Source organism: Bradyrhizobium rifense (genome assembly GCF_008123425.1).
In the GTDB taxonomy this organism is placed as follows: domain Bacteria; phylum Pseudomonadota; class Alphaproteobacteria; order Rhizobiales; family Xanthobacteraceae; genus Bradyrhizobium; species Bradyrhizobium rifense.
The window spans coordinates 1-11,654 of record NZ_VSSS01000036.1 but is presented as its reverse complement, the minus strand read 5'-3'; the positions used below and the strand labels follow the sequence as shown (position 1 = coordinate 11,654).

The window sequence follows — 11,654 nt, the reverse complement described above, 5'->3', positions numbered from 1 at the left end:
GCCGCCATCGCCGATCGACCAACGAGGCCCCGCATGCCCGCGCCAAAACCGCCTGCCTTCGAGACCCTGAGCCTGCATGCGGGCCAGCATCCGGATCCCGCGACCGGCGCCCGCGCGGTGCCGATCTACCAGACCACGTCCTACGTGTTCCAGGATTCCGATCACGCCGCCGCGCTGTTCAATCTGGAGCGCGCCGGCCACATCTATACGCGCATCTCCAACCCCACCACCGGCGTGCTGGAAGAGCGGCTCGCGGCGCTGGAGGGCGGCGTCGGCGCGATCTGCACCGCGAGCGGCATGGCCGCGCTGCATCTCGCCATTGCCACGCTGCTGAATGCCGGCGACCACATCGTGGCGTCGAGCTCGCTCTACGGCGGCACCATCAATCTGCTGGCGCACACGCTGCCGCGCTTCGGCATCACCACGACGTTCGTGAAGCCGCGCGATCACGACGCGTTCCGGAAGGCGATCAAGCCGAACACAAAACTCGTGATCGGCGAGACCATCGGCAATCCCGGACTGGAGGTGCTGGACATTCCGAAGGTCGCGGCGATCGCGCATGAGGCAAAAATTCCGTTGCTGATCGACAACACTTTTGCGACGCCCTATCTCAGCCGGCCGATCGAGCTCGGCGCCGACATCGTGATGCACTCGGCAACCAAATGGATCGGCGGCCACGGCATCGCGATCGGCGGCGCCATCGTCGATGGCGGCCGCTTCGACTGGCGCGACTCCGGCAAGTTCGGCGTGCTGACCGAGCCGTATGGCGGCTATCACGGCATCGTCTTCGACGAGCAGTTCGGAACCGCCGCCTTCATCATGCGCGCGCGCACCGAAGGCCTGCGCGATTTCGGCGCCTGCCTGTCGCCGACCAACGCGTTCCAGCTGCTACAAGGCGTCGAGACGCTCGGCGTGCGCATGGATCGCCACATGCAGAACACGCATCTGGTGCTGGAGGCGCTCAAGGCCAACAAGGCGGTCGACTGGGTGCTGCATCCCTCGCTTGAAGACCACACGGACTATCAGCTCGCAAAACAGCTGCTGCCGCGTGGCGCCGGTTCGATCGTCTCCTTCGGCATCAAGGGCGGCCGGCCTGCGGGGCGCAAGTTCATCGAGTCGCTGCGCATGATCAGCCATCTCGCCAATGTCGGCGACGCCAAGACGCTGGTGATCCACCCGGCCTCGACCACGCATCAGCAGATGGACGCCGAGCAGCTTAGGGCCGCCGGCATCGGCGAGGAGCTGGTGCGGCTGTCGGTCGGCATCGAGACCGTCTCCGACATCATCGATGATCTCGCGCAGGCGCTGCGCATCTCGCAGAAGGTTTGACACGATGAAGCTCTCCGTTAACGGCGCCGAGGTGTTTGTCGCAACCGGCGGCCGCGAATTCGACAAGTCGCTGCCAACGGTCATCTTCATCCACGGCGCGGGCTTCGACCATTCGACCTGGGCGCTGCATACACGCTGGTTCGCCCATCACGGCTTTGGCGTGCTGGCGCCCGACCTGCCCGGCCACGGCCGCTCGGCCGGTCCGTCGCTCGGAAGCATCGCCGACATGGCCGACTGGACGGCTGCGCTGCTCGATGCGGCAGGTAGCGCCAAAGCACACTTGATCGGCCATTCCATGGGATCGCTGATCTCGCTGGAAACCGCCGCGCGTCACCCCGCCAAGGTCTCCGCACTGAGCCTGATCGGCACGGCCGCGACCATGACGGTCGGCCCCGACCTGCTGAAGGCTGCTGAAGCCAACTCACAGGATGCCAACGACATGGTCTCAATCTGGGGCCTTGGCTTCAACGCCGAACTCGGCGGTAGCCTCGCACCGGGCCTTTGGATGCATGGCGGTGCACAGGCGGTGCTGAAGTCTTGCGAGCCCGGCGTGCTGTTCAAGGATTTGTCGGCCTGCAATGCCTACGCGAATGCGCTTCAAGCGGCCGCGACCGTCAAGGTGCCTGCGACCCTCATCCTCGGCGAGCGGGACATGATGACGCCGGCGAAGGCCGGCAAGGCGCTTGCGACCGCGATCCCGCACGCGAAGACCGTCGTCGTGCCGGGCGCGGGCCACATGATCATGGCCGAGCGCCCGGATGAATTGCTGACGGCGCTGAAAGGCTGAGTCCTAGCGATCAGTTGGCAAAGAGCGGGGAACTTGCGCGCCGGCCCCGCTCGGAAAACACGGCGCGGGCGGCACGCTCGGCCTCGCGTGCCGAGCGAAATTGGCGGCCTTCCAGACTGTCGAACAGGCGCTCGGACGAGAAGAAACGGAAGCCGCGCTCTTCTCTTGTGATGATGCCGGCGGCGCGATCGTGGATTTCGATGATGTAGGCGTTGGACTGTGGCTGGGACATGACTGCTCGTTCGCCGGACTTTCGGCGCTTCTGTCTTGGGATTTGTGGTGTGGCGCGTTGCTAGAAGGCGGTCAGCAACAACAAGCGCCGGTAGCCGCGGAGAAACAGCGCCGCATCATGCACGCGTGCATGCCGTTGTGATTGCGCTGGTGACCGATTCTCATATTGCGGCTTCGACCCAAGGAGCAGTTTCGATGCTTCGAATATCGAGTGATTGGCGCGTTTGGTCAATGAAATGGCTATCCATATTTGGCAGCGGCGCGCTTGCGCGCTTCTCCCGCCACAAGCGCTGACAGTCGGATTCATCTCGTGATGAGTTCAATACGCCCGCACGGTCAGCATGGTAAACTCCGGCTAACGCAAAGCAAAGATAGGGAGATCCTGATATGGCGGACGATCTGAAAGGGCGCGTGGCGCTCGTCACCGGCGGCTCGCGCGGGATCGGCGCCGCCGTCTGTCGTGCGCTGGCTGAGGCCGGCGCGGCGGTGGCCATCAACTGTCGCGAGCAGATCGGACAGGCCAAGAAGCTGGCGAGCGAGATCGGCAAACAAGGCGGACGCGCCATCGTGGTTGCGGCCGACGTCTCACAGCGCGACGCCGTCGACAACATGGTCGAGCGTGTCACGAAAGGGCTCGGGCCGATCGACATTCTCGTCAACAACGCGGGCATCGCCATCACGCGCGGCGTCGACGATCTCACCGAGGACGATTTCGACCGCACCATGCTGGTCAATCTGAAATCGGCCTTCCTCTGCACACAGGCGGTGCTGCCGTCGATGCGCGCGCGAAAGTGGGGCCGCATCGTCAATATCTCCTCGGGTGCCGCGCGAGGCGCCGGCTCGATCGGGCCACATTACAATGCCTCCAAGGCCGGCATGGAAGGGCTCACGCGAGGTTACGCGGCGCGGCTGGTGAAGGAGGGCATCACCGTCAACGCGGTGGCGCCGTCGCTGATCGAGACCGACATGATGAGCGGCCAGCCGCAACTGATCAGCCGCATCCCGCTCGGCCGCTTCGGCACGGCGGACGAGGTGGCGAAAGCCGTGATGCTGCTGGTCGACAACGCCTACATGACCGGGCAGTCGATCGCATTGAGCGGCGGGATGGCGTTTAATTAGACGTTTGGTGTCTGCGGCGGGCTTCCTCTTCCAAGCTCGGGGAACGCCGTAGGGTGGGCAAAGCGAAGCGTGCCCACCATTTCTCGCGACCACGGAGAGATCGTGGGCACGGCGCAAGTACGCCTTTGCCCACCCTACGATTCCAGACTCGCGGAGACAAACCCCTCACCCGTCTCCCGCAAGGGGAGAGGGAAAGACAGCATTCACCACATCGTCGCCGCGGCGCGCTCCGGCCAGATGCTGTCATACTCCTCGCCGCCAACCGTGTTCTGGCTCATCTCGGCAAGGATCTGCCCTGGTGTCGGCAGCGTCTTGGGGTCGATGCGCTTGTCGGGATTCCAGAGGTCGGAGCGGACGATGGCGCGGGCGCACTGGAAGTAGATCTCTTCCACATGCATCACCATGACGCTGCGCGGCGGCTTGCCCTCGACCTTGAACGAAGCAAGCAAGTCCGGATCGACCGAGAGATGCGCGCGGCCGTTGGCACGAACCGCGTTGCCGGAGCCGGGGATCAGGAACATCAGCGACACCCTGGGATCGCGCACGATGTTGCGCAGCGAATCGACCCGGTTGTTGCCGCGACGATCGGGCAACATCAGAGTATGCTGATCGTGGATGCGGACGAAGCCGGGGAGATCGCCGCGCGGCGAGCAGTCGATGCCCTCGGGCCCGATGGTGGCCAGCGCCGCGAACGGCGCCTTCTCGATAAAGATGCGGTAGAGCGGGGTAACGTGGTCGGCGACTTTCACGGTCGAGGCGTCACCAACGGCGCCGTAGATGGCCTCGAGTTCCTCGACCGTCTTGATCACCGTCATTCCACTCTCTCCGTGTTGCGCCGGCCGTCACTCGCGCCAGCTTTCATTCCTGATCACGCGCACAAGCTGGCGGCCGTGATAGTCCGCGCTGCCGGCATTGAGGATGGTGACGTCGGCATTGGCCGAGGCGTCATCGACGCTGCGCGCGAGCCGGTCCGCGATATTGCCGTCGGTGTGACGCGCGCGCGCGGCAAGGCGCTGCGCCAGCACGTCCGGCGGCGCGGTGATCGCGACCACGATGACATTTGCATAGGCCTGGCGTAGCGCAGCGATCACGGTGCGCGAGACGTTGGACACGACGGCCCGCCCCGCACGGATGTCGTCGTTGATCTCCAGCGGCAGGGCGTAGGAATGCCCATGCGCGTCCCAATACACGGCGAAATCGCCATGATCGCGCGCGCGGGCGAATTCGTCGGCGCTCACCGCAATATTGTCCTCGTCGGCAGAGGACGCGCGCGTCACGACGCGGCGCGGGAAGACGACATCGTGATCGTCAACACAGGCCGCCTGCGCCAGCCGCAGCAGCGTGTCCTTCCCGGCGCCGCTCGGGCCGACCACGAGCACCAGCCGCCCTGGCCCGATCGCGCCCGCCGCGTCCGTCGCCGTCGTGACGGTCTCGCTCATGCGACACGGCCCCCTTCCCGCCAGACGCTGCGAACCACGGGAACGCTGCCTGCGACGTGGACGCGGATCAGATCGGCGCGCTTGCCGATTGCGATCTCGCCGCGGTCGGTGAGGCCGACGGCGTCGGCGGGTGCCTTGGTCACGGTGCGAACGGCCGCCGGCAGGCTGATCGAGGGCGCATGCTCGGGCAGTTGCAGCGCGCCCATCAGCAGGCTGGACGGGATGTAGTCCGACGACAGGATGTCGAGCAGGCCCTCGCGGGCGAGATCGACCGCTGCGATGTTGCCCGAATGCGAGCCGCCGCGCACGACGTTGGGCGCCCCCATCAGGATATCGATGCCGGCCTGATGCAGGCCGCGCGCCGCCTCCAACGTGGTCGGGAATTCCGCCACTGCGACACCGTCACGCACGGCGTCGGCGACATTCTCCTCGGTGGTGTCGTCATGGCTCGCGAGCGGTATCTTGTACATATGCGCCAGCGACACGATCTCGCGCATATTGGCCGCGGCGTATTTCTTCTGGTAGTCGAACCGCTTCGCGAACAGCTCGTCGAGCTCGGCATCGGTCTTGCCGCCGCCCTTGCCGCGGTAATAGTCGCGCAGCTTGACCTCGTCGCGAAACTGGCGCTGGCCGGGGGTGTGGTCCATCAGCGACATCAGCTTGACGTCGGGCCGGTCGATCAGCTCCTTGGCTTCCTCGACCACACTCGGCATCGGGATTTCGCAGCGCAGATGCAGGAAGTGGTCGGCGCGCAGCAAATCGGAATCGCGTGCGGTCGTGATCGCGGCGGCGAGCACGCCGGCGCGGCCATCGACCTCCTCGGCACCGTCCTCGCGCCAGACCCGCAGCGAATCGAACACGGTGGTGATGCCCGAGGTCGCGAGCTGGCCGTCATAGGAGATGACGGCAGCGACCGGATTCCAGAACACCTTTGGGCGCGGCACGTAATGCGCTTCGAGATGGTCGGTGTGGAGCTCGATCAGGCCGGGCATGATGAGATCGCCGCCGGCATCCTCGGCGCCTGCAGGCGCCCTGCCCTCGCCGATCTCGGCAATGCGTCCGTCCGCGAGAGCAAGCCAGCCCTGTTCGATCACCCGGTCAGCCAGCACGATCCTGGCATTGGCGATCACGATGTCCTTCGGCTTGGCGTTCATGTCCCTCTTCCTTCAGGCCGCGGCGGCAAAGCTGGTGACATCGACGATGCGGTCGGCAATCAAATGGCGGATTTCGTCGTCATGCACAATCGCGACCATGGCGACGCCCTGGCGCTTCTTCTCGGCGACCAGCGCGACCACGACGGCGCGGTTGGCGGCATCAAGCGAGGCGGTCGGCTCATCCAGCAGCAGGATCGGCAGGTCCGAAATGAAGCCGCGCGCGATGTTGACGCGCTGCTGCTCGCCGCCGGAGAAGGTCGCGGGCGGAAGCTGCCAGAGCCTTTCAGGGATGTTGAGACGATGCAGGAGCTCGCCTGCGCGCGCCTGCGCATCGACGCGAGCCATGCCGTTGACGATCAAGGGCTCAGCGACGACGTCGATTGTGGCGACCCGCGGTACCGCACGCAAAAACTGGCTGACATAGCCAATAGTGGCGCGGCGGACGTTGAGGACCTGCCGCGGCTCGGCGGTGGCGAGGTCGATCACCTCGCCGCGATGGCGGATGCCGATGCGGCCGGAGTCGCAGCGATAATTACCGAAGATCATCTTCAGGATCGAGGATTTGCCGGCGCCGGACGGACCGGACAGCACGACGCATTCGCCCGGATTGACGTGGAAGTTCACGCCGCGCACGACAGGCAATTCGATGCCGCCTTGCAGGTGCATCGTGAAGGTCTTGTTGGCGTCGGCGATGTCGATCATGGCGGTCATAGAAAGGCTCATGTGAGAAGGCTTATGGCGGCAGAATCGACGAGACGAGAAGCTGGGTGTAAGGCTCGCGCGGATCGTCCAGCACCTGGTCGGTGAGGCCGGTCTCGATGACGCGGCCACCCTTCATCACCATCACGCGATGCGACAGAAGGCGCGCGACCGCGAGATCGTGGGTGACGATGACGACGGCGAGATGCAGTTCGGCGACGAGATTGCGCAGGAGATCGAGCAGGCGGGCCTGCACTGAAACATCGAGCCCGCCGGTCGGCTCGTCCATGAACACCAGCCGCGGACCGGTGACGAGGTTGCGCGCGATCTGGAGGCGCTGGCGCATGCCGCCCGAATAGGTGCGCGGCGCATCATCGATACGGGCGACGTCGATCTCGACCCGCGTCAGCCAGTCGGAGGCGGACTCGCGAATCCGGCCGTAATGATTCCAACCCACCGCCATCAGCCGCTCGCCGACATTGGCGCCGGCGGAGACCGCCATGCGCAGGCCCTGCGCCGGATCCTGATGCACAAAGCCCCAATCGGTGCGGAACAGCAGGCGCCGCTCGGCTTCGCCAAGCGCGGCGAGGTCGCGGGTGACGCCGTCGCGCATCCGGTAGGACACCTGCCCGCCGCTGGTGGCAAGCTGGCCCGACAGGAGTTGCAGTAGCGTCGACTTGCCGGAGCCGGATTCGCCGACGATCGCCAGCACCTCGCCGGGATAGAGCGAGAACGATACGTCACGGCACGCCGCAATGCGGCCGTAGGACTTGCTGAGCGCGTTCGCAACGAGCAGCGGCTGATCGGTTTCGAGCAGATCCTGATCAGCCATTTGCACCTCCCTGCGCCTTGTCCTTGTACGGCGCAGCACTCAGGGCACCGTGATGGCCGGCGGCCTGACGTCCCTCGCAATAATCTGTATCCGAGCAGACGAACATGCGGCTGCCCTTGTCGTCGGTGACGATCTCATCGAGATAGGAATTTTCAGCGGCGCACAGCGCACAGGGCGCGTTGAAGCGATAGGGCTCGAACGGGTGGTCTTCGAAATCGAGCGACACAACTTTCGTATAGGGCGGGATCGCATAGATGCGCTTCTCGCGGCCGGCGCCGAACAATTGCAACGCCGGGCAATTGTCCATCTTGGGATTGTCGAATTTCGGAGTCGGCGACGGATCCATCACGTAGCGCCCATTCACCTTGACCGGATAGGCGTAGGCGGTCGCGATATGGCCGAAGCGGGCGATGTCCTCGTACAGCTTCACATGCATCAGGCCGTATTCGGCCAGCGCGTGCATGCGCCGCGTCTCGGTCTCGCGCGGCTCGAGGAAGCGCAGGGGCTCCGGGATCGGCACCTGATAGACCAGCACCTGGTTCGCGTGCAGCGCGACCTCGGGAATGCGATGGCGCGTCTGGATCACGGTCGCCTCGTCCGTCGAGGTCGTCGTGGCAACGCCGGCCGTCTTGGCAAAGAATTTGCGGATCGAGATCGCGTTGGTGGTGTCGTCGGAGCCCTGGTCGATCACCTTTAGCACGTCCTGCGGTCCCAGGATCGCGGCGGTCACCTGCACGCCGCCGGTGCCCCAGCCATAGGGCATCGGCATTTCGCGGCTGGCAAACGGCACCTGGTAACCGGGGATCGCGATCGCCTTCAGGATCGCGCGGCGGATCATCCGCTTGGTCTGCTCGTCGAGATAGGCGAAATTGTAGGCGGGCGCGTTCATTCCGCGGCCTCCTTCATGGCATCAGGCGCATTGGCTTCGGCAGAAGCTTCGGCAAATTCCTTTCGCAGCTTGCGCAGCAGGCCGAGCTCGGACTGGAAGTCGACATAATGCGGCAGCTTCAGATGCTCGACGAAGCCGGTCGCCTGGACGTTGTCCGAATGCGACAATATGAATTCTTCATCTTGCGCCGGGGCTCCGAGCTCTTCACCGAGCTCGCGAGCGCGCAGCGCCCGGTCGACCAGCGCCATCGACATGGTCTTGCGCTCGCTCTGGCCGAAGGCGAGGCCATAGCCGCGGGTGAAGCACGGCGCTTCCGTCGCCGAACCCTTGAACTGGTTGACCATCTGGCACTCCGTCAGCTCGATCGAGCCGAGCGGCACGGCAAAGCCGACATCTTCGGCTGCAAATTCGACCTCGACCTCGCCGAAGCGGATCTCGCCGGCGAAGGGATGGTTGCGGCCGTAGCCACGCTGGGTGGAGTAGCCCATCGCCAGCAGAAAGCCTTCGTCGCCACGGGCGAGATTTTGCAGGCGCAGATCGCGGTCCGCAGGAAAGTTCAGCGGCTCGCGGGTGAGATCGCCGACGCTGGCGCCGTCTTCGGCTTGGGGCGAGGATTCGATCAACCCATCGCGGCCCAGGATATCCGTCACGCGCGGCGTCGGTGCCGTCGAGGCTGCGGCCACAGCCGGCGCTTCCGGCACAAAGCCCTGGCTAAGCGAGGGATCCAGCAGGCGATGGGTGTAGTCGAAGGTCGGTCCGAGGATCTGGCCGCCGGGAATGTCCTTGAAGGTCGAGGACACCCGCCGCTGCACCCGCATGGCGCCGGTGTTGACCGGCGCGCTGGCGCCGAAGCGCGGCAAGGTGGCGCGGAAGGCGCGGACCAGGAAGATCGCCTCGATCAGATCGCCGCGCGCCTGCTTGATCGCGAGCGCAGCAAGCTCGCGGTCATAGAGCGAACCTTCACTCATGACGCGGTCGACGGCGAGCCCGAGCTGTTCCGAGATCTGGTCGAGGGAGACTTCCGCAACGCTCTGGTCGCCGCGCCGCGCGTTGGCGAGCAGGCGATGAGCGTTCTCGATGGCGCGTTCGCCGCCTTTGACTGCGACATACATGCGTCAGCCTCCCTTGCTCATGACACGCGTGGTGCGCGGAATCGCCACCACGGCATCATCGGCGACCAGAACCACGTCGATACCGCGCGGAAACAGCGTCTCGTTGAGATGCAGACGTTCAAACAGGTCGAACGGCTTGATCGACGCCTGGAGCGTTGCGACACCGTCGATGCCGGGGCCGCGCAGCTCGAAGCTCCGTCCTGAGGCCAGGCTCTCGACCTGGATGATTATCGTCGTCGAACGATCCGGATACTCGTTGGTGCCGAGCGCAAAACGCTCGAGCGAGGGCAGCGCACCGCCGTCACTGATCAGCGCGAAGGCCGCGATCGAGGAATCCTGGATCACCGGCGCGCCGGTGTGGAACTTGAGCCATTTCAGGACGTCGGAGCTTTCCGACATCCCCGCATCGAGCCAGAGTGGCGTGTCGTGGTCGAACAGCGTCAGCGCGATCGCGGCGGTGCCGCGCATCATCGGGCCGGCCGTTCCCGCCATCGGCACGATGCGCTGGACCGCACCCGGCCGCGCCATCGCATCCATCACTGAGCGAAAGGTCGATTGCGCCGACAATACCTTGTCGACGAAACCGGGCGGCAGTTCCGCAATCGTGGTCATGGCCTCACCCCTCACCGCGCACCATGGTGTAGAAATCAACCTTCGTCGCAGCGGTCTCTTCCGCCGCCTGCTTGCGCCGAATCATAAGCTGCTCTCGCAACGGCGCGATAACGTCGCGCTCCACCAGCCCGCCAAAATCGCGCGATTGGACAAGCGCGTCGCACAGCGCGATCAGCCGCGCCTTCTCTCCGTCGCGCCCGAGCGTGTAGCCGAAGCCGACCTCGCCGCTCGCAAGCCGCACCGCGGCGCGCGACACCGTCGCTTCGCCGAGATTGAACGGCGCGCCGTCGCCGCCGACCCGGCCGCGCAGCATCACCAGACCGTTCTCCGGTTCGCGCAAATCCTGATGGCCGGGCAAGGGGATCGTGCGGAGGCGGGCGGCGATCTCGCCCGCCTCCGCGTGCGCCAGCACGGCCATGGCGGCCTGGCGCTGGGCTTGCTGGGTGTTGTGCTGGGTCACCGAATCCATCGACCTTTTGACAGAACTTGCCGAACTCAAGTTGTCTATGATAATAGACAACTTGATACGGAAGCGCCATGACTGTTTCGTGACAAACGTGTGATTTTCGGGCTAGGCTGGCCGCCGACATGAGCATGCAGGACACCGCCTCCTCAGGCGTCGCGTTGTGGCGCCTCGTTGCCGACGGCATCGAGCGCGGCATCGCCGACGGCCGTTTTGCCGCAGGCGACAAATTGCCGGGCGAGATGGAGATCGCCGAAACCTATCGCGTCAATCGCCACACCGTGCGACGTGCGCTGGCAGCGCTCGCCGAGCGCGGCATCGTGCGCGCCGAGCGCGGCAGCGGAACCTATGTCGAGGCGCAGAAGCTCGCTTATCCGCTGCGCTCGCGCACGCGCTTCTCGGAGATCGTCGGCGCCGACGGCCGTGAGCCGCATGGCCGGATGATCGAGGCGTCAGAAGACGTCGCGACCCGCGAGGTCGCGCGGGAACTGGGGTTGAAGACCGGCGCGCCGCTGGTGCGGATCGAGGCCATCCGCCTCGCCGACCGCACGCCGATCTGCGTCTCCACCACCTGGCTGTCTGCGGAACTGTTTCCCGGCGCGGGCACGGTGTTTGCCGCGACGCGCTCGATGACGAAGATGCTCGAGCATTACGGGATCGGCGATTACCGCCGCGGCGCCACCCGGATCACCGCCGGCATCGTTGACGCCACCGACGCCGCGCGGCTCGATCTGCCGCTGGGGCGGCCGATCCTGGTGGTCGACGCGACGGACCTCGATCTCGAGGGCAAGCCGCTGGTGACGAAGCACTCGCGCTTCGCGGCGGAGCGGGTGGAGTTTTTGGTCGAGCCGTAGGGGGCCGATCCTCTCTCCACGAAACTGGAATCGTAGGGTGGGCAAAGGCGCGTTTGCGCCGTGCCCACCATCTATCGACATCAAGACAGAGCTGGTGGGCACGCTTCGCTTTACCCACCCTTGTAATAGCGCGA

At 65.4% G+C, this 11,654-nt stretch carries 14 protein-coding genes; 4 read left to right on the top strand and 10 right to left on the bottom strand.

Going from position 1 to position 11,654, the window contains the following annotated elements:
* The first annotated feature begins 33 nt into the window (after positions 1–33).
* Together FXB40_RS23695 and FXB40_RS23690 are read left to right on the top strand one after the other, a co-directional pair.
* Positions 34–1,329: an O-acetylhomoserine aminocarboxypropyltransferase gene (locus tag FXB40_RS23695; protein WP_148774619.1), complete on the top strand. Its 1,296-nt coding sequence runs from the start codon at positions 34–36 to the stop codon at positions 1,327–1,329.
* A 4-nt stretch (positions 1,330–1,333) separates the two neighbouring features.
* Positions 1,334–2,116, top strand: coding sequence for an alpha/beta fold hydrolase (locus FXB40_RS23690; RefSeq protein ID WP_148774618.1), 783 nt, complete (start codon positions 1,334–1,336; stop codon positions 2,114–2,116).
* Positions 2,117–2,126: 10 nt separating this feature from the next.
* Here FXB40_RS23690 and FXB40_RS23685 read toward each other — a convergent pair whose 3' ends face one another.
* Positions 2,127–2,348 (bottom strand): hypothetical protein, encoded by a 222-nt coding sequence (locus FXB40_RS23685; RefSeq protein WP_148774617.1) that lies wholly within the window; start codon positions 2,346–2,348, stop codon positions 2,127–2,129.
* 386 nt (positions 2,349–2,734) lie between these two features.
* Here FXB40_RS23685 and FXB40_RS23675 point away from each other — a divergent pair, with 386 nt between their 5' ends.
* Positions 2,735–3,466, top strand: coding sequence for an SDR family NAD(P)-dependent oxidoreductase (locus FXB40_RS23675; protein WP_148774616.1), 732 nt, complete (start codon positions 2,735–2,737; stop codon positions 3,464–3,466).
* A 203-nt stretch (positions 3,467–3,669) separates the two neighbouring features.
* Here FXB40_RS23675 and FXB40_RS23670 read toward each other — a convergent pair whose 3' ends face one another.
* Genes FXB40_RS23670 through phnG form a run of 9 tightly spaced genes read right to left on the bottom strand, consistent with a single transcriptional unit; the run spans position 3,670 to position 10,672 of the window.
* Complete coding sequence (locus tag FXB40_RS23670) at positions 3,670–4,281, bottom strand: pyridoxamine 5'-phosphate oxidase family protein (RefSeq protein WP_148774615.1); 612 nt, start codon at positions 4,279–4,281, stop codon at positions 3,670–3,672.
* A 27-nt stretch (positions 4,282–4,308) separates the two neighbouring features.
* Complete coding sequence (phnN, locus tag FXB40_RS23665; protein WP_148774614.1) at positions 4,309–4,905, bottom strand: phosphonate metabolism protein/1,5-bisphosphokinase (PRPP-forming) PhnN; 597 nt, start codon at positions 4,903–4,905, stop codon at positions 4,309–4,311.
* Entirely contained in the window at positions 4,902–6,059 is a 1,158-nt protein-coding gene (locus FXB40_RS23660; protein ID WP_148774613.1) for an alpha-D-ribose 1-methylphosphonate 5-triphosphate diphosphatase, read from the bottom strand. The genes phnN and FXB40_RS23660 overlap by 4 nt, the downstream gene beginning before the upstream one ends.
* 12 nt (positions 6,060–6,071) lie before the next feature.
* A complete protein-coding gene (gene phnL, locus FXB40_RS23655; RefSeq protein WP_187437093.1) occupies positions 6,072–6,770 on the bottom strand; it encodes a phosphonate C-P lyase system protein PhnL in 699 nt (232 codons plus the stop codon).
* Between the two features lie 22 nt (positions 6,771–6,792).
* Positions 6,793–7,590, bottom strand: coding sequence for a phosphonate C-P lyase system protein PhnK (phnK, locus tag FXB40_RS23650; protein ID WP_148774611.1), 798 nt, complete (start codon positions 7,588–7,590; stop codon positions 6,793–6,795).
* A complete protein-coding gene (locus FXB40_RS23645; protein WP_148774610.1) occupies positions 7,583–8,479 on the bottom strand; it encodes an alpha-D-ribose 1-methylphosphonate 5-phosphate C-P-lyase PhnJ in 897 nt (298 codons plus the stop codon). Before FXB40_RS23645 ends, phnK begins: the two co-directional genes overlap by 8 nt.
* A complete protein-coding gene (locus FXB40_RS23640) occupies positions 8,476–9,591 on the bottom strand; it encodes a carbon-phosphorus lyase complex subunit (RefSeq protein WP_148774609.1) in 1,116 nt (371 codons plus the stop codon). Before FXB40_RS23640 ends, FXB40_RS23645 begins: the two co-directional genes overlap by 4 nt.
* Positions 9,592–9,594: 3 nt before the next feature.
* Positions 9,595–10,203, bottom strand: coding sequence for a phosphonate C-P lyase system protein PhnH (gene phnH / locus FXB40_RS23635; protein ID WP_187437092.1), 609 nt, complete (start codon positions 10,201–10,203; stop codon positions 9,595–9,597).
* A 4-nt stretch (positions 10,204–10,207) separates the two neighbouring features.
* Positions 10,208–10,672: a phosphonate C-P lyase system protein PhnG gene (gene phnG / locus FXB40_RS23630; protein WP_187437091.1), complete on the bottom strand. Its 465-nt coding sequence runs from the start codon at positions 10,670–10,672 to the stop codon at positions 10,208–10,210.
* Positions 10,673–10,791: 119 nt separating this feature from the next.
* On the opposite strand from phnG, the gene phnF reads away from it, so the two are divergent.
* Positions 10,792–11,520, top strand: coding sequence for a phosphonate metabolism transcriptional regulator PhnF (phnF, locus tag FXB40_RS23625; protein WP_148774607.1), 729 nt, complete (start codon positions 10,792–10,794; stop codon positions 11,518–11,520).
* Positions 11,521–11,654 lie beyond the last annotated feature (134 nt).

Excerpts from the sequence above, each read along its gene's own strand:
- FXB40_RS23695 (WP_148774619.1), top strand. The coding sequence starts at position 34 with ATGCCCGCGCCAAAACCGCCTGCCTTCGAGACCCTGAGCCTGCATGCG.
- FXB40_RS23690 (WP_148774618.1), top strand. The coding sequence starts at position 1,334 with ATGAAGCTCTCCGTTAACGGCGCCGAGGTGTTTGTCGCAACCGGCGGC.
- FXB40_RS23685 (WP_148774617.1), bottom strand. The coding sequence starts at position 2,348 with ATGTCCCAGCCACAGTCCAACGCCTACATCATCGAAATCCACGATCGC.
- FXB40_RS23675 (WP_148774616.1), top strand. The coding sequence starts at position 2,735 with ATGGCGGACGATCTGAAAGGGCGCGTGGCGCTCGTCACCGGCGGCTCG.
- FXB40_RS23670 (WP_148774615.1), bottom strand. The coding sequence starts at position 4,281 with ATGACGGTGATCAAGACGGTCGAGGAACTCGAGGCCATCTACGGCGCC.
- phnN (WP_148774614.1), bottom strand. The coding sequence starts at position 4,905 with ATGAGCGAGACCGTCACGACGGCGACGGACGCGGCGGGCGCGATCGGG.
- FXB40_RS23660 (WP_148774613.1), bottom strand. The coding sequence starts at position 6,059 with ATGAACGCCAAGCCGAAGGACATCGTGATCGCCAATGCCAGGATCGTG.
- phnL (WP_187437093.1), bottom strand. The coding sequence starts at position 6,770 with ATGACCGCCATGATCGACATCGCCGACGCCAACAAGACCTTCACGATG.
- phnK (WP_148774611.1), bottom strand. The coding sequence starts at position 7,590 with ATGGCTGATCAGGATCTGCTCGAAACCGATCAGCCGCTGCTCGTTGCG.
- FXB40_RS23645 (WP_148774610.1), bottom strand. The coding sequence starts at position 8,479 with ATGAACGCGCCCGCCTACAATTTCGCCTATCTCGACGAGCAGACCAAG.
- FXB40_RS23640 (WP_148774609.1), bottom strand. The coding sequence starts at position 9,591 with ATGTATGTCGCAGTCAAAGGCGGCGAACGCGCCATCGAGAACGCTCAT.
- phnH (WP_187437092.1), bottom strand. The coding sequence starts at position 10,203 with ATGACCACGATTGCGGAACTGCCGCCCGGTTTCGTCGACAAGGTATTG.
- phnG (WP_187437091.1), bottom strand. The coding sequence starts at position 10,672 with ATGGATTCGGTGACCCAGCACAACACCCAGCAAGCCCAGCGCCAGGCC.
- phnF (WP_148774607.1), top strand. The coding sequence starts at position 10,792 with ATGAGCATGCAGGACACCGCCTCCTCAGGCGTCGCGTTGTGGCGCCTC.